Here is a 20,096-nt window from a genome sequence, read left to right on the forward strand (position 1 = left end):
CCCGGGAGCCGAACGCTGTGAATACGGAAGCCATTATAATAACCGCCTCTCGCGCCTTCAATTGTCTCTTCCTCATTCGGATTTCCTTGACGAAGCTCCTCCCGGTTTGCTGCAATCATCTCCGCAGTCTTGATGGAAGTTCCGGAAGGCGCATCCAGCTTCTGGTCTCCATGTGTCTCGATAATCTCAACATGCGGCAGGTATTTCGCAGCTTGAGCTGCAAATTTCATCATCAGGATCGCCCCAATCGAGAAATTCGGAGCAATTAGCCCGCCGATCCCGCGGGATTTGCACAGCTCGTCCAGCTCTTCGATTTGTTCGGGAGTAAAGCCGGTCGTACCGATAACTGGCCGTACTCCATGCTTAATAGCTAAAGCGGTATTAGCGTAGGCAAACTGAGGTGTTGTAAAATCCACCATCACATCAGGCTTATGCTCTACCAGCGCCATTTCAAGATCGGCTGAGACGTTAACCCCACAAGCCGGCAAGGACACAAGAGTTCCGGCATCCACTCCCTGATCGCTACGTCCAATGGCAGCAGCGAGCTGAAGCTCAGGGTCCTGCAGCACTAATTTCACAACTTCTTTACCCATGCGGCCGCCTGCTCCAACGACCGCTACCCGGATTGCTTTTGACATTTCAAACATTCCTCCACTCTCAATCTGTTGGTAAATCAAGCACATAAGATTTTAGACGCTTCTTCAGTTCTTCCATGATATGTTGAAGTCCGCTCTCCTGTGGAAATAAGCTTATGACTTCTTTCAAGGTTGTGATCGCAAGCGGATGTTCATTTAATTCGCTATACACCAGTGCAAGCCAAACATAAGCTTCGGAATGCAAAGGATCTTTGGATATCGCAGACTTTAATAGCGCTGCTGCCTGGTATAGATCTTTAGGAGAAGCATCTGTCTTCCCCTCTACCATCTTCCGAGCCTTCTGCACAAGCTCCAACGCTTCCAAATGCTGAAGATGTAAATGGTATTCCGGTTTATCTTCCTGAAGGAGCACCGCTTCCTTGGCATGACGAATCGCCTGTTCAAGTCTACCGCTACGGCCGTAAGTTATGGAGCAGCGATAATGAACTTCCGCATCTCCTGGATTTGCTTGAATCGCGGCCTCAAACCAACGGAGTGCTTCTTCAAAATCGTTTTGCAGAATGAAATGATATGCCTTTTGTATATAGTTATCCGGTTTCAATGGCTGTCCCTCCCCTATAGCGGGTTTTGGTACAGCATATGTATACTCAGCCTAATCTGTGTTCAATTTCGTCCAGCGATTCGCATCTCTTGTATTAAACTTGTGCATCACCTTATCATGAGCCTCTGCAAGATCAATCCCTAAAGAATTAGCGAAGCACATTGTGATAAACAAAATATCGCCGAGCTCCATCTCAATTGAGTTTTCAGCTTCATCAGGCTTCTTTGGCTTCTCACCGAACTGGTGATTCACCTCTCTGGCAAGCTCGCCCACTTCCTCCGACATACGCGCCATCATGGACAAAGGACTGAAGTAACCTTCTTTAAACTGCGATATATAACGATCCACTTCACGCTGCATCTCTGCCATAGATTTCTCCATAGTAGGCACTCCCCTCTTATACTTCTGTCTGCTGAAGATTTCTTTACATTTATCGGCAACGTTTTACCACTTATGTTATCGTAAAGCGGTTTTGAAAACAAATATTTTTTATTGTCACAAGAAAGGTATATACTATGGAAAAGCTACCGAATTTATAATGAAGAACAATAATCAATTACCATTGTGAGGGATTTCAATGAAAAACTCCAAATTGATTCAGCAGCTTCAAATCATTATCCCCATCATCGTGGGTACAGCGATTTATGCATTCGGATTACTTTACTTTATTATTCCGAATCAATTGATGGAGGGCGGGGTTACTGGAATAACGGTATTGCTGAACTATGCGTTTCAAATCCCCCCATCCATGTCAACACTATTGCTGAACATCCCCTTATTTTTAGTGGGGGTCAAAATTCTGGGCGGCCGGCAGTCGATCTATACGGGGCTTGGAATTGTATCTTTGACTTTTTTTCTATGGCTTATTGAGAAATGGATTGAACTTGGCTGGATTGTCCCTTTTCAAACAGAACATGATTACATTCTCGCTTCTCTATACGCCGGTGTGACCTTGGGAGCAGGTCTTGGCATTGTATTTCGTTTCGGAGGAACAACCGGAGGCTCAGATATCATTGCCCGGATCTTCAACCGGAAATTTGGTTATAGCATGGGCCAGGTCATTCTTGGTTTAGATATAATCATCATCGGAGCATCACTTCTGTATATTCCTCTCGAAAAAATATTGTATACGCTTGTAGCGGTGTTCATCGCCTCAAAAGTCATTGATTTTATCCAAGAAGGGGCTTACTCGGCTAGAGCTTGTACAATTATTAGCGATAAGGCTATGAATATTGCTGATCGTCTCACCAACGAGCTGGAGCGGGGGGTCACCCTGATCCCTGCCATCGGTGCATACTCCAAACAAGCCAAGCATATCGTTTACTGTGTTGTTTCCCGGCAGGAAATACGCCGTTTAAATGAAATAGTCAAATCTGTTGATTCACGTGCCTTCGTCATTATAAATGATGTTAAAGATGTGCACGGTGAAGGATTTAAAGAAGAGTAGCCCTGAGTTTTCGGGCTACTCTTCTTAGTATTTTTTAGGAAACATAGGATGATATCCGCTGTTAAGTCCCTTATATTTACGGTAAGCTGCAAAGCTCAAAGCCGATAGTATAAAAGCTCCAAAGAGCAGCTGCCAGAACCATGGTCCCTCCACCTCTCCCAATTGGGCAAGAGCGGGCTCGTCTTTTTTCTTCCCGAAGAGTATATTAACTATTACTTCTCCTTGCGGAATAATGCCCCTTACAGCAGATGGCCCTGCCGTAGACACAACACCGCCGGCATGTGATAACCAAGATTCTATCATGGAAACATCCTCAGGCTTACGCTGTATGACCAGCGCCGGGCGAATCAGTTCATAATGATCCTCCAAGGAGGCATATGCTTTCTTAATCCCTTTCGTATCCTGCTTCGCCGCGCTTAGCTCCATCATTCGCAAATCTTCCCGAATGACCTTATAGTATTGAAGCCATATTCCATCTTTAGGATGTGTCAAGCTGTCTGCCGCTAGCCTTAGTTTAGCTGCAGATCTCATCCATTGTTTTGGCTCCAGTTGGGCACCGGCTGTCGTTTCTTTCATTTCTACAATACTTTCAGCCAGCACCTGAATTCCTTCGACACTTGTCAAGCCTTGAAAAGAAGCTGCCTCAAACAAACTTTGCACCTTCCTCAAAGACTCATTAACCTTCATTAAATTGCCTTCCTCCACCAGCTTATACAAGGTCTCTACCTCGAGATTTAAGGCTTTCGCCTGAATAGATGCGGCTGGTGACGGGCGGTCTTTTGGTGTATCCGGGCTTGAATATGCAATCTTCCCAAAGCCTAGACCAAACAGTAAGAAAACAGCGGCTGCACCCGCTGTCCATTGGAATACACTCCGCAGCATAGGACATCCCTCCTACCCGTAATATATGGCAGAAGGGATGTCTCTAGAACTCTTTAGCTTTTTCTTGGCCGGATAATGAACGTTTAACAGTGATCCAGGTCAGGAAGCCACTAAGCAGCGTTAGAGCGAACGTAAAGGCTTCCACAGCCCCTAAATGATCATAAAGCGGGCCTGGGAGATATGGAAATATACCGAAAGTATAATCGACAGTATCATTCAGCAGTGTCCATGCCATGGCAACAGCTAGAGCAGTCCACCGGATATGAAATAATTTCACATAAATGAGAGCTTCCACCGCCATCGCCGTGTGTGAAGCTATTAGCATCCAATCCTGCCAAATGAGTTCATTCCCTTGGGATGCTCCGGCAAAAATCATGGCTACCGCCCACACCCCGTATTTGATCGAGGTTACAACAGCCAGGGACTCCGTAAGCTGCTGAATTAACAGCCCTGACAATGATCTCGGTGGATATAATAACATCACTAGTGCCAGGCTGAAAAACAAGCTCGCCGTCGGACTGTCAGGGACGAACACAAGCTGCCATGCAGGATGATTTTGAGCCGTATTGTAGAGTTGTCCTCCATACCATATGTAACCATAAACCGTCCCTAAAGTATTACTGATCAACAAAATCCACAAGATAAACCGCTTCGACAAAAACTCACGGCTCCATAAATAAGTAACAGACAACCAGCACACCCTCCTGTTAGATAATGAATCAACATGAATAAATCCCTAGATAAAGCTCACACTCACTTATCTCCTCATTAAAAAACCTGACCGTAAGTTACGATCAGGTTTCATCATTATTCTACTCTGCAGTTTTCTGGCTGGCAAGCCATTCAGCCAATTGATCAAGTTCTTTTTCCGAAACACCTGCAGCAATGGCCTGGTCATGCATTGGCGGCATGCTGCCTTTACCGTTCTTGATAATGCCTGCAATAGCATCCTTATCAAGACTGTCACCAACACCGCGAAGTGCAGGTGCATTTCCTTGTCCCTTAAGATCAGCTCCATGACAAGTAATGCAAGTCGCCTTCTTCAAGGTTTCCATAGCAGGGTTCTCCGGATCTACAATAGCAACCTCGTCGGACTCAGCCGACTTCGCATTTGAGACTGGAGGAAGCCCCTGTAGACGTCTCTCGTGCGCTTTCTCTTCGCGGTCAATATGCTCCGGTTTCTGCCCTGTAGCCTCCAATTCATGTGTATAGTGCGTCCAAGCAGAATTGGTCAGGTAAATGATTGCGAGAATCGAAAGAAACATCAGAGCTGAAGTAATCGGACGCTTGTAGAAACGGCGCTCTTTCCCTGTATCCAGGAAAGGGACCAGCAATAGTGCACCGAAAGCTACTCCAGTAACACCGAGTGTACCGAGAACTACGTAATCACCAGATGCATACGGCAGCTTCAAATATTCGTATAAGAATAGGAAGTACCAGTCCGGCATCGGAATTACAGATGCACCAGGGTCAGCAGGGTAGCCCAGTGGAGCGGGCTCTGATATGGTCAATACCAGAAATCCTACCAGTACCACAACCCCTACCATCCATTCCTTTAACAGAAAGTTTGGTATAAACGCTTCCGACTTTCCGGGATAAGCCGTATAGTCGGGAGGAACGATAAAACCTTTACCTTTACGTACACGGGAATCGCCTACGTATACTACTTTTTCATCAGGTTTGTGACCGTGTGCCATGAATACGCCTCCCTTCTTCTTATAGTGGTCCGGAAATACCCTGTCTTCGGATCATAATAAAGTGCCCTACCAATAGAGCAAGCAGTACAGCCGGAAGGAAGAACACGTGAATGGCGAAGAAACGCGTTAACGTTTCGGCACCAACGATGGTACCGCCTTGCAGCAGTTCCTTTATGATTGGTCCAAGCCAAGGCACGGAATTTGCAATTTCCAATGTTACTTTTGTAGCGAAGTATGCTTTATTATCCCAAGGAAGCAGGTAGCCTGTCAGACCAAGGCCCAACATGACGAAGAAGATCAGCATACCGACAACCCAGTTCATTTCACGAGGCGCTTTATAAGAGCCTGTAAAGAATACACGCATCGTATGTAGGAACATCATCACGATGACCAAGCTTGCTCCCCAGTGGTGCATACCGCGAACGATTTGGCCGAATGCCACCTTCGTCTGCAAATACTCTACACTGGCGTAAGCGTTTATAATATCGGGTACGTAATACATTGTCAGGAACATACCTGACAAGATCTGGATTACAGTAATAAAGAACGTCAAGCCGCCGAAACAATAAACAAACGCGGAAAAATGGTGAGCGGGGTTAACATGCTCTGGAACCTCATGATCCGCAACGTCTCTCCAGATCGGCGTGATATCGAGACGTTCATCAATCCAGTTGTAGACATTCTTCAACATCCGAATCTACGCCTCCTATTTCACTACGGTATTTGGTATGATTTCACCGAGATAAATCCAGCCATTCTCTTCTTTCACGGTGTACATATCCAATGGCTTAGGCGCAACAGCCAGATTCTTGCCATCCGGCGTATACCGTGCACCATGACATGGACAGAAGTACTCGTCTGGATGGGTCTTGTTGTTATTCCAGCCCACCAAACATCCTAAGTGCTTGCAAATCGGTGAAAGTGCAAGAATCTTCCCATCGTCTGTCTTACGGATCCAGGCAGTCAGCGTTGCTTTACTTGCATACCAGCCATCTTGCTGTTTCAGCTCAAAATCAAATTCTTGTGGTTCATTCGTAATCTTGCTAGATTCAACTACTTTAACGAACGCCCCTTCTTCTTTATCCTGAAGAATAGGATCCACGGCAAACCGGAGCATTGGAAGTACGACTCCACCCGCCATATAAGCTGTGGCGCCGCCCAACGTATACGTAAGAAATTGTCTTCGTGACATTTCTTTCAGCCGGGGTGGTTTGTGCGACTCTTCATGCTCGTCATTGTGGTTGTGGCTCATTCTGTGTTCAACCCCCTTTGTCAACCATTCTAAGTGTTTTCAATGATTAATATCACACGACGTACTAGGACATAATAATAATATATGAGGCATCTCAGACCGTCAAGAATTTGAACCCCAAATTTGTCTCCGCTTCCAGTAAGCACTATCAAAATTGTCGGTTTTCCGTCACATTTAGACGATATCCTCATTATTCCACAACTGATGAATTCTCTTGGTTACAGCTAAAGACAGCGGTGTATTCTCACTAGCTAAAATTCTAGGCTGGGAAAGCACTAATGCGCTTTCAGGAACATCGGCTTGATCAAGCTCCACATCAGCTGTCATGATGACTGCATAGGTGAACCCCGCAGATTTGACATTATGACAAATGTCGTTTAGAAGTTGAACGGATGACTCTCCACTATACTGCATAGCAGGATATGTAATGATCCTTCCTTTAAACGGAATCTCTATTAAATCCATAAAATCTCTTAATCTTTCAAGTGCTGCCGTTGCTTCCCAAGGGCTCTCGCTCCCGGTCAGGGCCGTATAAGGAATCACACAGGTATCAAAATATGGCTGCAGTTCAGGCCAAGCCTGTTCATCCACTTCACTGAATTTCATGCAGTACATCCTTTCTATTCCAAATGTTTCATTTATTAATTATACGTTTCCATCATGATTTAGGCAAAAAAAAAGAAGAAATGCCGTAGCATTTCTTCAATTTAATGTTTTCAGTTCATCCGTCAGGTTTCGGAAAGCCAGTTCATCGCCTGTAGCGAGCGCCTCGTCAATTCCTTTATAAAGTTCCTCACTCCGATGCTTACGCAAAGCCTCGTCCCATACCATCTCCGCAGCCAAACTTAACATTACTTCGTAAGTAACCTTCATTTTATCCATTAGGATGCACCTCCAACTATGAATTAGAATTGCCTATATTCCTTACCCTTAAGTACATAACTATCCATCGTCTTCTTCATTCGAAGCAAATCCTCATCCGTCAATTCCCGAACGACTTTAGCAGGTGTGCCAAGGGAGAGTGTATAGGGAGGAATCACCGTATTCTCTGTTACAATAGCGCCTGCACCGACTAAAGCATATTCACCAATATTAGCGCCGTTTAGCACAATCGCGCCCATACCAATCAAAGAGCCTTTCCCGATTGTACATCCGTGGATAATTGCTGAATGTCCGACGGATACTTCGTCTGCCAGGATTAATGGCTGACCAGCATTGACATGTCCGATTACTCCATCCTGAATGTTACATTTGTTACCGATTACAATTGGCGCAAGGTCTCCTCTTAGAACAGCGTTGAACCATATCGTTGAATCGGCGCCTATCGTAACATCACCAATGTTCTTTGCACCATCAGCAACAAATACAGAAGAATGGACAGTCGGCCATATTCCTTTATACTCATAATTCATTTCCGGATCACCCCTTTAATTATTGGGAGTGATTGTAGCAATCAACAACTTGTTCTGTCAATGCGGTACATTGTTGTTAGCCCCTGTATGTAGACACTCCATTGCAGCTTTTTGACCAAATGCCGTCATACGGATAACAGTACCCGATTGTTTACTTTCACCAATGCGGAGCATCCCAAGATGCATAAGCATCTGGATGATACGATGATCCAATATGGTTTGAGGAGTGTCGTAGTAGAAAGGGCGAATTAACCATCCCAGCGATTCACTAAGGGATTCAACAGTAACCCAATCCTTAGCACACTTACTTATCCAGTACACTAAAGAAGACAAGTTAGGGACGGCGCCTTTATAAAGTCTTAACCAAAAGCGGAATATCTGTATCACACTTATTTCATTTCCTTCTTCTAGCACCTCTTTACCATACTTCGTCAGAACTAGACGGGCGCCCGATTCCTGGACCCACTTCCTAGCATAGGCATAGTCATAAAGCAGCGCCAATCGATTCGGATATTCGGCACAAGATCGTCCATATCCAAACCTCCAGGCCCCTTTAGAAATCAAGGGCTCTTGGATGTGTAGAGAGCTCATCAGCTGCTGCTGATGCCTGCGGTACATAAATCCTTCAGCATTCAAGTCAATCTCCTGATTCTCAACGAACTTCAGTAGAAGAACCATATCTGCAGCTGCCAACCCCTGCTCATCCCGATAAACTTCAGGTTCCGAGGTTAACTTTATTCCTTCTTGAAGTCTTTCACCCAGCACATCTCTAAAACGTATTTTCAAATCAGACGGTACCTGGAACGAATATTTCGTGGAATGAGTAAATCCATTGAACAACCATCCGCTTCTACGGTATCTTGCAACCGCTTCTCGGGGACTCTCTGCTTTTCTCTGAGCACCCTGTTCACCAGAAACGGTTTCTTCAGAGGCTTGACGAATCGCTGCTGTTAATTCCTCCAAGCTGTAGACACTCCGTGCATCGAATACAAGACTGTTTAAAAATCTTAAATCCGAATCAGATAAATGTCTCATCAGTTCCTCGAAATAATCTCTTCCGCCAAGTTTAATCAGGATACTCTGTATGAGCTCATGCTTGGAATTACGTTTACATTCACATTCGTAATAACTGGCGATGTTGCTTAATTGTCCAATGTCGGCATAAGTGAGCATATCCGCTAGATTCATCTTCCATCGTCCTCACCGTTTTACTTCCATTATGTGAATATTGTGCCCATTTGATACATGTCCAACACGCTGCTAGTCCACATTTTTAACGGTTTTGCTTATTTATAAACATCAAAAACTCAACTTTTTTTAACTTTTTGTGATTGTATTTGAATACATTTAAATCGGCATAAAAAAAAGACCTCAGAGCGAGGTCCCATTTCCAATTTGGGGTATTTAGTGCTGTTTCTCTAATAAATGTTTTGTGCAGTTAAACAGATGTGGAACCCAGTCGATTTCTTTTTTCTCCACAATCGTTAAAGACAGATTTCCTATCCTCTCTGCCTGTCTCTCTTTGTAAAGAGCGCTGAACAATTGTGCAAGAAACCCTCCATGACTGACCACAAGCATATTACGATCAGGATATTTGTCCCACATGGATTCTAAAAAATCCAATCCTCTAGCCTGTAATTCCAAGTCCTTTTCCTGACCAAGGTCCTGTAAATGCCACTCTGCGCCAAACATTTCTTCACGTTCGGCAGCCGTTAGTCCCTCTATTTGGCCATATGCTCGCTCACGCAGGCGAAGATCCGGTTCAAGTATTTGAATATCAAGCGCGGAGGCTATAATCGAGGCAGTCTCTTCTGCGCGGGACAAGCCGCTGCTAACGATAAAATCCCACTTATATGGTTCATGTAACAGACGTTCTGCCAGCATTCTTGCCTGCAAACGCCCTTCATCATTAAGTGGAATATCTGTTTGTCCCTGTATCTTACCGATTGCATTCCAATCCGTTAAGCCGTGCCGGATAAAACCGATGAGCATCTTAGAGCCTCCTATCGAAAATGAATCTTTTGGCCTGTCGTGTTAACGCCTTACGACTCTGTTTAGCCGCATTAAGAAAAATAAGGCCAATCCAACTCCAAGAATGGATAATATCATCCAGTACTCAGGTTGGCTTGGGTCCATACTCACAACTAATGGATCAATAATTCCGCTATTAATTCCTGGAATGTTGTAGTGCTGAGCCTCGGCTGTAACTGTTCCGCCGTCCACTACACCTGTTGGAAGAATGCCTGTTGGCTGCACAGGAGGCTGGGGTTCTTTAGTGTTATCTTTAAGAGCAAAATACAGAAAACTACTTCCAAATAAAGCTAAAAAGCCCGAAATCAGAATAGTGAGCCGTTTGCGGAAAATGCGGGATACCATCTTTCCCTTTTCATTCTCCTCAACAAGCATCGGAAAGTCGCGATATATCCGGTCCATTACATTACGATTGATCGCTTCAGCCCTTGCTTCCGTCACCTCATACTCCAAAGAATGAACCGCTCTGAGACTATCTTCCCACATTTCATATTCCACTGCACAAGAGCCGCATGTCTGTATGTGCTGTCTCAGCCTGATCCGCCGGAGATCATTGTCCGGGAGATCCCAGACATACTCCATCAGCAATTGGGCTTCCTCGCAATTCATCTGCTGCTCATCCCTTCATATTCCTTGTACACCGGCTCCGTGAAATATGGCTCTAGCTGAATTTTCACACTATATCGCGCTCTAAACAGGAGGGATTTAACCGAACTGACGGTTTGGCCCAATATATTAGCAATCTCTTGATAATCAAGCTGATCATATTCACGTAAAATCAGTGCCGAGCGTTGTTTCTCAGGTAAATTGTTAATCGCTGCCCGGACTAGAGTAACACGCTCACTGCGCAGAATCGCCTGTTCAGGCGCGATTTCAAGCGGAGCAATCGGAACTACACCACTCTCTTCCAAAGGAAGAGTACCGCTGCGCTGTTTCCTCAGCTCACTTAAAACCGTATTACGCGCTATCGTATACAGCCACGTTGAGAATGACGCATCTACTTCGCGAAATGAATGAAGGCTTCGGAAAGCCTTACAGAAAGTCTCTGAACATATATCTTCAGCTAACAGCTCAAGGTTAGCACTTTTTAACATATGATATACAAACGCTAATATTTTGCGTTGGTACCTTCTCATTAATTCAGAATATAAATCAACATTTCCCTGTTTTATCTCATAAATTAATTGGGAATCCGTCATATGATTTTTATTTCCTCCCTCGCCATCTGTGTGCCTTCTCCCTGTCATCATCGGTATTTCTTAATATAACAAGGTTCACATAGCTGTCGCAAAACCATATTACACCACATGATGTCTGACTTTTTTCTATGTATTCGGCAATTTCCCCTAAACTTTTTGAAACTATTAATTATTATAGCATAAACTGGAGAATAGGTCAGGTGTACCAGATTCAATTATTATATCAATATGGATGTAAGGGCATTCAATAAAAAAGAACCGCCTCCCTTAAGGGAAGGCGGCCGCACAAACGTGCAATTATTGGATAGGAGTGGAGAGAAACCATACTGTACTTTTATTATATGTATACGTTTTCATTTTGTCAACATGAACATTGTAAAAATTTCGGAAACTAAAAATCAGGCTGTTTTCATTGAAAAACGGAGTATCCGATCGACTGCAGTAACTCCTTGGCAAGTTCTAGATCATGTTCATTACGGAAGGATAATTTCATCAGTCCAGGGACATCTTCTCTGCTCTCAATAATTTGAATATTACTTAAGTTAATGCCTCTCTGGCCAAGCTCTGTCGCAATCCCGCCAATAATACCCGGATGATCGGGAACATCCAAATACAAGTTATATTGCTGGACGATCATACCTTTCCGTCTTTCCGGCAGCTCATTACGGAACTCACCAGCTTGCCGAAATGCTTGTTCGATTGCAAAACCATCTTCTTTTTGAAGCATGTCCATGAACTGCATAATATGATTATTCCAGTCCTCAAGCAGCGGAATCATTACCTTTCGGTTATTCAGCAGAATATCCCGCCATACTATCGGATCACTTGAAGCAATCCGTGTGATATCCCTGAAGCCTCCGGCTGCCAGCGTCTGATACAAGGGATTATCATCATTATACCCACAAATCTGATTAACCAAGGCTACAGCGATGATATGCGGCAAATGACTAATTGCTCCCACAATCTGATCATGCAAATGCGGCTCGACCGTAACAATATGCGCACGAGTATGAGATAACATATTGGCCAGCGCTTCAACTTTGGCTTCTGGAACCCCTTGAGCTGGCGTTAACACGTAGTATGCATTCTCGAATAGGAGGTATGAAGCTGCAGCTACGCCTGACCTCTCTGAACCTGCCATAGGGTGTCCCCCAATGAAACAGGCATCACGAAGAATGAGCTTCTCAGCACATTCAGCAATACTTGCCTTGGTGCTCCCTACGTCCGTAATAATACATCCCGGTTTTAACGGCAATGTACTCAGAAGAGTTATATATTCTTCTAAATTTCCTACAGGCACACATAAAAAAATAAAATCAGCATTTCGTGCTGCCTCTTCCGCAGACATAGTCACCTGATCAACAACGCCTCGAGCGGCGACCTCCTGGGCGTATTGCTGCGTATGGGCATAACCTGTAACGGTTATGCCCGGTTTACCTTTAAAGCATAGAGCGAGAGAACCTCCAATTAGTCCTACGCCAAATATTGCGATATTCGTTGTCATATTATTTTCCATTTTCTCTCACTCTCTTCTATGTTGCATATGTAATGCTTAAACAGGTGACTTCATATCACGCAGGACCTGCTCTAACGCGCCAATAAATGCTTGATTATGTTCTGGCGTCCCAACACTCACCCGGATATAAGTCGGATAGCAGGAGAATCCGGAGCGGATAATAATCCCTTTACTTAAGAGCGACTCGAATACTTCCTTGGCTGGTGCTTGAACATCAACAAGGATGAAATTCCCATGGGAAGGGAAATACTTAAGTCCCATGCGGTCAAACTCCTGCTGTAAATAAACAATTCCTTCTGCATTATTTTTGCGGCAGCTCTCAATGAATTTTTGATCTTGAAGCGCTGCTTTTGCTGCCGCTTGTGCCGGACGTCCTGTGTTAAACGGCTCTCTGACTTGATTAATAAATCTGATTACTTCAGCCTGCCCGATTCCGTAGCCTATTCGAAGTGATGCCAAACCATAGATTTTAGAGAATGTACGCAGCACAACCAGATTGTGATACCGATCCAGTAATTTAATGCTTTCAGGATAGGAAGAGTCCACTACGTACTCATAATAAGCCTCATCCAGAACTACCATCACCTCCGAAGGTACAGCATCGATAAACCGGATAAACTCCTCTTCGGATACAATGGTTCCTGTCGGATTGTTAGGATTACATACCCACACAATTTTCGTTCGGTCCGTAATAGCCTTCAGCATCGCGTCTAGATCATGCTTGCCGTCAACCAATGGAACTTCAATGCTTACGGCATTCTCAATGTCTGCGTTACTCTTGTAAACGGAAAAAGTTTGGTCTGCCATAATTGTTTCGTCCCCACTGCTAAGAAAGGCACGTGCAATCAAGGCAATAATTTCATCCGAACCGCATCCGAATATTATCTGATTACTGTTAATCCCAAGATGACCCGCAAGTGCCGCTGTCAGTTCAGCAGCACTTCCATCCGGATAAACACTAAGATTGCTGAATTCTGCAACAATTGCTTCCTTTGCCAGCGGGGAACAGCCATATGGATTCTCGTTGGATGCCAATTTAACGACTTCACTTAAGCCCAGCTCTCGCTTGACTTCCTCTATTGGCTTTCCGGGTTGATATACCGGAAGATTTACAATATTCGCTTTTGGCTTCATATTCACAACTCACCTTTCATACACTTTTGCTTTTTTTAATTGTGACACGAATTCCCTAATTTGCAAAAGCCCTTCTTCCTTTGTATCCTTTTGCAGCAGCAGAGGTATACACGCTTCAATCTGACGAACAATAGCACTGCCTACGACAACACCATCGCAAATTTCTGAAAACCTTGCGACCTGCTCACCGTTAGAGATCCCGAAACCGATAGCAACAGGAACTTTACTGTATTGCTTGACGGTCTCAATAAATTCATTAATGCCGCTGTAGAAGTCGGATCGTTCCCCGGTTACTCCAAGGGATGAAACACAGTATATAAAGCCTTCAGCCTCACCCACAATATTCGCTATGCGTTCATGTGATGTCGGAGCAACCAGTGGAATCAGGTGTACTCCTCCTTCTTTCGCTTTTCTGCGAATTTCACCTGACTCCTCAATTGGCAAATCCGGGATGATCAGACCGCTGATATCATGTGCGATGACTTCTTCAAAGAACTTATCTAGTCCCATTTGAAGAACTGGATTATAATAAGTAAACAGTATAAAAGGGAGCTCGCTTCCTGCCTTTCTAGCCTGTAAAGCAACATCCATACAGGTTCGTATCGTAACCTTCCCTTTCAAAGCACGCTCGGAAGCTCTCTGAATAACAGGACCGTCCGCAAGCGGATCGGAATAAGGTACACCCAATTCAACAATGTCGGCTCCAGCTGACTCCAATTCAGCAATGATATCAAGTGTCAGTTCAATACTCGGATCACCAACGGTCAGAAAGGGAATCAGTGCGGTTTTATTTTGCTCCTTCAAGCGAGCAAAAGCTGCATCCATCCGGTTCATAATGATTTTCCCCCTGTATACGCCATGATTGACTCCACATCCTTGTCGCCCCGACCCGACAAGCAAATCACGATGATGTCATCCTCATTCCATTCCGGAGCCATTTTAACAACTTGAGCTACAGCATGAGCTGACTCCAATGCAGGGATAATACCTTCCGTTCGGCAGAGCAGTTGGAGAGCTTCGAGTGCCTCCTGATCGGTAATCGGAACATAACGGACTCGCTCAATATCCTTTAAATAAGAGTGCTCTGGTCCTACGCCCGGGTAATCTAGGCCAGCCGAAATCGAGTGAGCTTCTTTCACTTGACCGAACTCGTCCTGGAGTAGATAGCTCATGGAACCTTGAAATACCCCTTGGGTCCCTTTGCTCATTGTTGCGGCATGGAATTCAGTGTCTACACCTTTACCAGCAGCTTCAACGCCGACAAGGGCTACTTCCGTATCTTCCAGGAAAGGATAGAACATGCCGATTGCATTACTTCCTCCCCCGATGGGAGCGAATATAGTATTGGGTAAACGACCCTCGGCGGCAAGAATCTGACGTCGTGTTTCATCTCCAATAATCCGCTGAAAGTTGCGAACCATCATCGGATAAGGATGTGGACCGACCGCCGAGCCCAGTACATAAAATGTATCCTCTACATTGCTGACCCAGTAACGAAGTGCTTCATTACCTGCATCCTTTAGTGTCCGGCTTCCAGAGGTTACAGAGATGACTTCTGCGCCAAGCATCTTCATTCGAAATACGTTTAATTGTTGACGCTTCGTATCCTCTTCACCCATAAATACCTTGCACTCTAACCCAAGTAAAGCAGCGACTGTAGCCGTAGCTACACCATGCTGACCTGCTCCTGTTTCCGCGATAACCTTATGTTTTCCCATCCGTTTAGCAAGAACGCCTTGAGCGATGGCGTTATTGATCTTATGTGCTCCCGTATGGTTTAAATCTTCCCGTTTCAGGTAGATCTTTGCTTTTCCCAGATGCTTGCTTAGTCGCTCTGCATAATATAGCGGTGTTTCCCGGCCGGAGTATTGCTTTAACAGATATGCCACCTCTTCTTGAAAAGCAGGATCCGCGGCATAGCGGTTATATTCTTGCTCCAACTCAATCAATGCGTTCATCAATGTTTCAGGAACAAATCGTCCTCCGAAGGAGCCGAAACGTCCATTGCGATCCGGAAGCACTGTCATTTTACGTTTCACCCTTTCTACGAATGCTGTTACTTTTTCTATATTTTTCACGCCTGGTGAAGACTCAACTCCGCTGGAAACATCCACTCCGTCCGGTGAATAGTCTCTTAATAACTCTTCCACATTCGAGGAATCAAGTCCTCCTGCCACGAACAACGGTATGCCCTGCTTGCTCGCCCAAGCTTTATATAAGGGGATTACATCCCAGTTAAATGTACGTCCTGATCCGCCGCCGTGCACCGGGTCATACGTGTCAATCAAGATACCATCAATACAACCGGCGAATTCTTCAAGCTCAGCCATAATTTCTTCAGGCAGCCGCCCTGCCTGTACCGATACGGCCTTAAATACCAAAACCGGGAAGCTCTCTTTCACTTCCCGGCAAAATTGAGGTGTTTCTTGTCCGTGCAGCTGAACGACATCCAGTTCTACCGTATGAAGAAGCTCTCTAATTTGCTCTATGTCGGGGTTTACTACAACTCCGACCGAGGAAGGTTTATGCCCGTTCTCCCACCGCTTCAATATACTGGTAAGCTCTACAGCCTGTTCAAGTGTCACCTGACGACGGCTCTTTGCAAATACAAGTCCAATATAATCCACGGGTAAGTTTATCATCGATTTTAGCACTTCAACGTCCTGAAGTCCACATATTTTTACGGCTGTATCGTTCATACTAAAATGCTCCTCGTCCGATAGTCTCAGTTCCTGCCAACGGCCCCATCAGGTCATAAACTGCTTGCTCAATATTTTGTTTGCGCATAAAGTATTCGCCTACTAGTACACCGTTAGCTCTGTTTGATGCTAAAAATGATATATCCTCCGGCCCGGCAATACCACTTTCACTGATCAGGACAACATCCTCCGGTATATCCTGACTCAGTTCGGCAGTCGTGTGTAATGATGTCTCAAATGTTTGCAAATTCCGGTTGTTTATACCAACCAGCTTCGCTGAACCCAGTTGAAGCACCAGGTCCATTTCCCTTCTGTCATGCACTTCAATCAGGCAATCAAGCCCTATAGAGTCCGCCACAGCGATAAACTCTGAAATTTGCTCCTTTTCCAGAATGCTCGCTATCAGCAGAACCGCATCTGCACCAATCAACCGAGCTTCAAATATTTGAGCTTCATCAATAATAAAATCTTTCCGAAGAAGCGGCAGCGTAACAGCTTCACGTACCACTGTCAGATATGAACCGTCTCCCTGAAAGTACTGCACATCTGTTAGAACTGACAAGCAGTCAGCCCCTGCAGCTTCATAAGCTTTAGCTATCGCGACCGGATCAAAGTCGGCCCTGATCAACCCCTTTGACGGGGAAGCTTTTTTCACCTCAGCAATGAGAGCCATTCTTCTGTTTCGCCGCAAGGACAATGCATCGATAAACCCTCTGGTTTGCGGGAGTGTGGATATTTGTTCAAGAGCTTTCTCAACAGAAAAGGTCTGGCGCAGTTTAGCAGCCTCTTCACGTTTGGTTGCAACAATTCGATCAAGATACATAGCTCAATTCTCCCGTCATAGAAATTAACTGTTCCAGTTTCATCTGTGCACTTCCCGTATCAATTGCCTCAGCTGCCTTGGTAACACCCTCCGCAAGACTATCTGCCAAACCAGAAACGTAAATGCAGGCTCCGGCGTTGGCAAGTACGATATCTCTATAGGCACTTCTCTCACCTTGAAGCACAGATCTGATAATCGAAGCATTCTCCTCAGCATCTCCACCCAGGACGGATTGCATCGGATGAACTGCAAGACCCAGGTCATGAGGATGAATATCAAAGGTCCGGATTTCTCCTCCACGTAGTTCTGATACCCGTGTTGGTGCGGATATGCTGATCTCATCCAATCCATCATGACTGGTTACGACCATAGCCCGTTTGAGGCCCAACTCCTTCAGAACCTTTGCGATTGTCTCTGTTTTATCCCGATCATAAATACCAAGCAGCTGACGATCTGCACCCGCTGGATTTGTCAAAGGACCCAGCATATTAAATACCGTTCGTACACCAAGCTCTTTTCTCGGGGCTGCTGCATGCTTCATCGATGGATGATAGATTTGAGCGAATAAAAAGCAGATACCAATCTGGTCAAGGCATTGTTTCGCCTGCTCTGCTGTTAAATGAATATTTACTCCCAAAGCTTCTAACACGTCAGCACTTCCTGCACGCCCGGAAGCAGAGCGGTTTCCATGTTTCGCTACCCGAACAGATACAGAGGACGAGATAATAGCTGAGGCAGTGGATATATTGAACTTATGAATTCCAGAGCCTCCTGTTCCGCAGGTATCCAGTAATTGACTTCGTTCTGTCTGAACCCGGCCACCGGAGCCTCGCATGGCTTCTGCGAAACCTGTAATTTCCTCAACCGTTTCACCTTTGATGCGGAGTGCGGTTAACAGCGCTCCGATCTGAGAAGGCGTAGCTTTCCCTTCCATGATGGTCTGCATGACTTCTCTGGCTTCAATACGCTCCAGATCCTGGCCTTCTATTAATTTGGAAATACTGGATTGTACAGTTCCCATATTGTTCATTACTACTTCTCCCTCCTCTATAAATGTTAAGGTGTGTATTCGTAAAGATAATCCTGATTCGTTGTGCTTTCTGATTTCACCTTGGCTGGGAACATTGCTTCAGCAATCCGAATTGCTTTAAGCATCCCCTTCGCCTTATTGACTGTTTCTTCAAACTCTTTCTCTGGCTCGGAATCCCACACAATACCTGCCCCGGCTTGAACATAAGCTTTGCCTTTCCGGAATATGATCGTCCGAATCGTAATGCATGAATTCATATTTCCAGTGAAGCCAAGATACCCTATCGCTCCTGCATAAGCTCCCCGGGCTTCATGCTCAAGCTCTGCGATAATTTCCATTGCCCGCAGTTTTGGAGCACCGGATACGGTTCCAGCAGGGAGACAGGAGAGAAATGCATCAAAGAAATCCTTGTCTTCGCGAAGTTTGCCGGATACTCCGGACACGATGTGCATGACATGGGAGTAACGTTCGATTTCCATAAAAGTATCACACTTCACACTTCCGAATTCAGAGACACGGCCGAGATCATTACGCCCTAAGTCCACTAACATCAAATGCTCTGCCCGCTCTTTTTCATCCGTTAACAATTCTTCAGCAAGCCTTCGATCCGTTGATTCATCCATACCGCGAGGACGGGTTCCGGCAATCGGTCTCGTCTCAACCCTTCTGCCATCGACTTTAACCAACGCTTCTGGTGAGGTTCCTACGATGATCTCCTCATCCATTTTTAAATAATACATATAAGGAGAAGGATTTAATGTTCTCAGCACCCGGTAAACATGCAGCGGAGACACCTCAGTGTCGATATGAAACCGCTGGGACAGTACGACTTGAAATATATCGCCTGCACGGATGTATTCCTTCGCTATGTCTACATTGTTCATATACTGTTCCTTGGTCATATTGGATTTGATATGTCCTAGTTCAATTTCTGAAGGAATATTACGTGAATTTACGTTTTCTCGTGGTCCTTGCTCTTGCAATTGCTCAGCCGTCTCTTCCAGCTTGCGACATACATCCATATACGACTGCCGGATGTTATCATCCGAAGCGCCTTCCTTGACATGCACGTTGCCAATAAGAAGAATCTGCTGCTTCACATGGTCAAATACAATAATCTGATCACAAAACATAAATCGGATATCGTCCATCCCCAGATCATCAAGTGCATGGCTTGGCAGCTTCTCATAATACTGAAGAAGATCGTATCCAAAGAATCCAATCGCACCCCCGGTAAATGGAGGCATCTCATCAAGCTGTGGACTTCGATAAGAACGGAGCAGTGCTTTTAGTTCCTCTACCGGTTTACCAGTAAGCTGTTTTCGTGTGCCATTAAGATCTACTTCAATATGACCCTGCTTACCCGATATCATAAGGAAAGGATCAGTTCCGATAAACGAATATCGCGCCCATTGTACACCGCCCTCTACACTCTCCAATAAAAAGGCCCGTTCCCGCTCTGCATACCTTTGAAAAATACGAATCGGCGTTTCCATATCGGCAAGCAAACGGATCGCTACAGGAATCAAGTTGTATTGTCCGGCTAAGGACACCACTTGCTCCATTGATGGGTTAGCCATAATTAATCCCTCCTTATTTATCATCTGACCAAACAAAAAAGACCTCTACCGAAGTAGAGGTCTCTAACAGACAAGTATATGAAAAAGGGCATGGACAAGAAGGTACAACCAGATAAGGTAATGAGGTATCTAGATACATTATGTTCTCCAGCATAACTAACACTACCGGAACACAAATGATCAGAAAATACTCCAAC

At 45.0% G+C, this 20,096-nt stretch carries 23 protein-coding genes and 1 pseudogene; 1 reads left to right on the forward strand and 23 read right to left on the reverse strand.

The annotated features are described in order from the left end of the window. The 3 genes from dapB to BN1234_RS13020 form a co-directional block, all read right to left on the reverse strand. Positions 1-638 (reverse strand): 4-hydroxy-tetrahydrodipicolinate reductase (gene dapB / locus BN1234_RS13010; RefSeq protein ID WP_054957207.1); only part of this gene is annotated, 638 nt, incomplete at its 3' end. Positions 639-657: 19 nt separating this feature from the next. Continuing rightward, complete coding sequence (locus BN1234_RS13015) at positions 658-1,197, reverse strand: tetratricopeptide repeat protein (RefSeq protein WP_054957098.1); 540 nt, start codon at positions 1,195-1,197, stop codon at positions 658-660. Positions 1,198-1,248: 51 nt separating this feature from the next. Then, positions 1,249-1,578, reverse strand: a complete 330-nt coding sequence (locus tag BN1234_RS13020; RefSeq protein ID WP_054957099.1) for a nucleotide pyrophosphohydrolase — start codon at positions 1,576-1,578, stop codon at positions 1,249-1,251. Positions 1,579-1,774: 196 nt separating this feature from the next. Between BN1234_RS13020 and BN1234_RS13025 the strand changes: the two genes are divergently transcribed. After that, positions 1,775-2,644 carry a YitT family protein gene (locus BN1234_RS13025; protein WP_054957100.1) on the forward strand — a complete coding sequence of 290 codons (870 nt, stop codon included), beginning with the start codon at positions 1,775-1,777 and terminating at the stop codon, positions 2,642-2,644. A gap of 24 nt (positions 2,645-2,668) precedes the next feature. Here BN1234_RS13025 and BN1234_RS13030 read toward each other — a convergent pair whose 3' ends face one another. From BN1234_RS13030 to trpE, 20 genes and pseudogenes are all read right to left on the reverse strand, one after another. After that, on the reverse strand, positions 2,669-3,526 hold the full coding sequence (locus tag BN1234_RS13030; RefSeq protein ID WP_054957101.1) for a sporulation protein YpjB: 858 nt from the start codon (positions 3,524-3,526) through the stop codon (positions 2,669-2,671). A 43-nt stretch (positions 3,527-3,569) separates the two neighbouring features. Beyond that, a complete protein-coding gene (locus BN1234_RS13035; protein ID WP_054957102.1) occupies positions 3,570-4,217 on the reverse strand; it encodes a DUF1405 domain-containing protein in 648 nt (215 codons plus the stop codon). Between the two features lie 121 nt (positions 4,218-4,338). Then, complete coding sequence (locus tag BN1234_RS13040; protein ID WP_054957103.1) at positions 4,339-5,223, reverse strand: menaquinol-cytochrome c reductase cytochrome b/c subunit; 885 nt, start codon at positions 5,221-5,223, stop codon at positions 4,339-4,341. Positions 5,224-5,242: 19 nt separating this feature from the next. Continuing rightward, positions 5,243-5,914 carry a menaquinol-cytochrome c reductase cytochrome b subunit gene (qcrB, locus tag BN1234_RS13045; RefSeq protein WP_054957104.1) on the reverse strand — a complete coding sequence of 224 codons (672 nt, stop codon included), beginning with the start codon at positions 5,912-5,914 and terminating at the stop codon, positions 5,243-5,245. A 15-nt stretch (positions 5,915-5,929) separates the two neighbouring features. Continuing rightward, the gene (locus BN1234_RS13050) at positions 5,930-6,475 is read right to left on the reverse strand and encodes a Rieske (2Fe-2S) protein (RefSeq protein WP_054957105.1); all 546 of its coding nucleotides are present in this window, start codon (positions 6,473-6,475) and stop codon (positions 5,930-5,932) included. A 174-nt stretch (positions 6,476-6,649) separates the two neighbouring features. After that, positions 6,650-7,081 (reverse strand): DUF2487 family protein, encoded by a 432-nt coding sequence (locus tag BN1234_RS13055; RefSeq protein WP_054957106.1) that lies wholly within the window; start codon positions 7,079-7,081, stop codon positions 6,650-6,652. A gap of 96 nt (positions 7,082-7,177) precedes the next feature. After that, positions 7,178-7,357, reverse strand: a complete 180-nt coding sequence (locus BN1234_RS13060; protein WP_054957107.1) for an IDEAL domain-containing protein — start codon at positions 7,355-7,357, stop codon at positions 7,178-7,180. A 23-nt stretch (positions 7,358-7,380) separates the two neighbouring features. Further along, positions 7,381-7,887 carry a gamma carbonic anhydrase family protein gene (locus BN1234_RS13065; protein WP_054957108.1) on the reverse strand — a complete coding sequence of 169 codons (507 nt, stop codon included), beginning with the start codon at positions 7,885-7,887 and terminating at the stop codon, positions 7,381-7,383. A 57-nt stretch (positions 7,888-7,944) separates the two neighbouring features. Continuing rightward, positions 7,945-9,075 (reverse strand): hypothetical protein, encoded by a 1,131-nt coding sequence (locus tag BN1234_RS13070; RefSeq protein ID WP_054957109.1) that lies wholly within the window; start codon positions 9,073-9,075, stop codon positions 7,945-7,947. A gap of 216 nt (positions 9,076-9,291) precedes the next feature. Next, entirely contained in the window at positions 9,292-9,879 is a 588-nt protein-coding gene (locus tag BN1234_RS13075; protein WP_054957110.1) for a histidine phosphatase family protein, read from the reverse strand. A 42-nt stretch (positions 9,880-9,921) separates the two neighbouring features. Continuing rightward, positions 9,922-10,527: an anti-sigma factor family protein gene (locus BN1234_RS13080; RefSeq protein ID WP_054957111.1), complete on the reverse strand. Its 606-nt coding sequence runs from the start codon at positions 10,525-10,527 to the stop codon at positions 9,922-9,924. Further along, the gene (locus BN1234_RS13085) at positions 10,524-11,117 is read right to left on the reverse strand and encodes an RNA polymerase sigma factor (RefSeq protein ID WP_054957112.1); all 594 of its coding nucleotides are present in this window, start codon (positions 11,115-11,117) and stop codon (positions 10,524-10,526) included. The genes BN1234_RS13080 and BN1234_RS13085 overlap by 4 nt, the downstream gene beginning before the upstream one ends. 409 nt (positions 11,118-11,526) lie before the next feature. Continuing rightward, positions 11,527-12,621: a prephenate dehydrogenase gene (locus BN1234_RS13090; RefSeq protein ID WP_054957208.1), complete on the reverse strand. Its 1,095-nt coding sequence runs from the start codon at positions 12,619-12,621 to the stop codon at positions 11,527-11,529. 48 nt (positions 12,622-12,669) lie between these two features. Further along, positions 12,670-13,767: a histidinol-phosphate transaminase gene (hisC, locus tag BN1234_RS13095; protein WP_054957113.1), complete on the reverse strand. Its 1,098-nt coding sequence runs from the start codon at positions 13,765-13,767 to the stop codon at positions 12,670-12,672. 9 nt (positions 13,768-13,776) lie between these two features. Then, positions 13,777-14,601 (reverse strand): tryptophan synthase subunit alpha, encoded by an 825-nt coding sequence (gene trpA / locus BN1234_RS13100; RefSeq protein ID WP_054957114.1) that lies wholly within the window; start codon positions 14,599-14,601, stop codon positions 13,777-13,779. Next, entirely contained in the window at positions 14,598-15,794 is a 1,197-nt protein-coding gene (trpB, locus tag BN1234_RS22770; RefSeq protein ID WP_054957209.1) for a tryptophan synthase subunit beta, read from the reverse strand. The genes trpA and trpB overlap by 4 nt, the downstream gene beginning before the upstream one ends. A gap of 27 nt (positions 15,795-15,821) precedes the next feature. Next, a pseudogene (locus BN1234_RS22775) lies at positions 15,822-16,466 on the reverse strand (phosphoribosylanthranilate isomerase); the annotation flags it as partial. Between the two features lies 1 nt (position 16,467). Then, complete coding sequence (gene trpC / locus BN1234_RS13110) at positions 16,468-17,289, reverse strand: indole-3-glycerol phosphate synthase TrpC (RefSeq protein WP_054957115.1); 822 nt, start codon at positions 17,287-17,289, stop codon at positions 16,468-16,470. Beyond that, complete coding sequence (trpD, locus tag BN1234_RS13115; protein WP_054957116.1) at positions 17,279-18,319, reverse strand: anthranilate phosphoribosyltransferase; 1,041 nt, start codon at positions 18,317-18,319, stop codon at positions 17,279-17,281. Before trpD ends, trpC begins: the two co-directional genes overlap by 11 nt. A gap of 26 nt (positions 18,320-18,345) precedes the next feature. Then, positions 18,346-19,899: an anthranilate synthase component I gene (trpE, locus tag BN1234_RS13120; RefSeq protein ID WP_054957117.1), complete on the reverse strand. Its 1,554-nt coding sequence runs from the start codon at positions 19,897-19,899 to the stop codon at positions 18,346-18,348. Positions 19,900-20,096: the final 197 nt, after the last annotated feature.

Origin of the sequence: Paenibacillus dakarensis (genome assembly GCF_001373415.1) — a bacterium.
GTDB classification, from domain to species: domain Bacteria; phylum Bacillota; class Bacilli; order Paenibacillales; family Paenibacillaceae; genus Paenibacillus_AQ; species Paenibacillus_AQ dakarensis.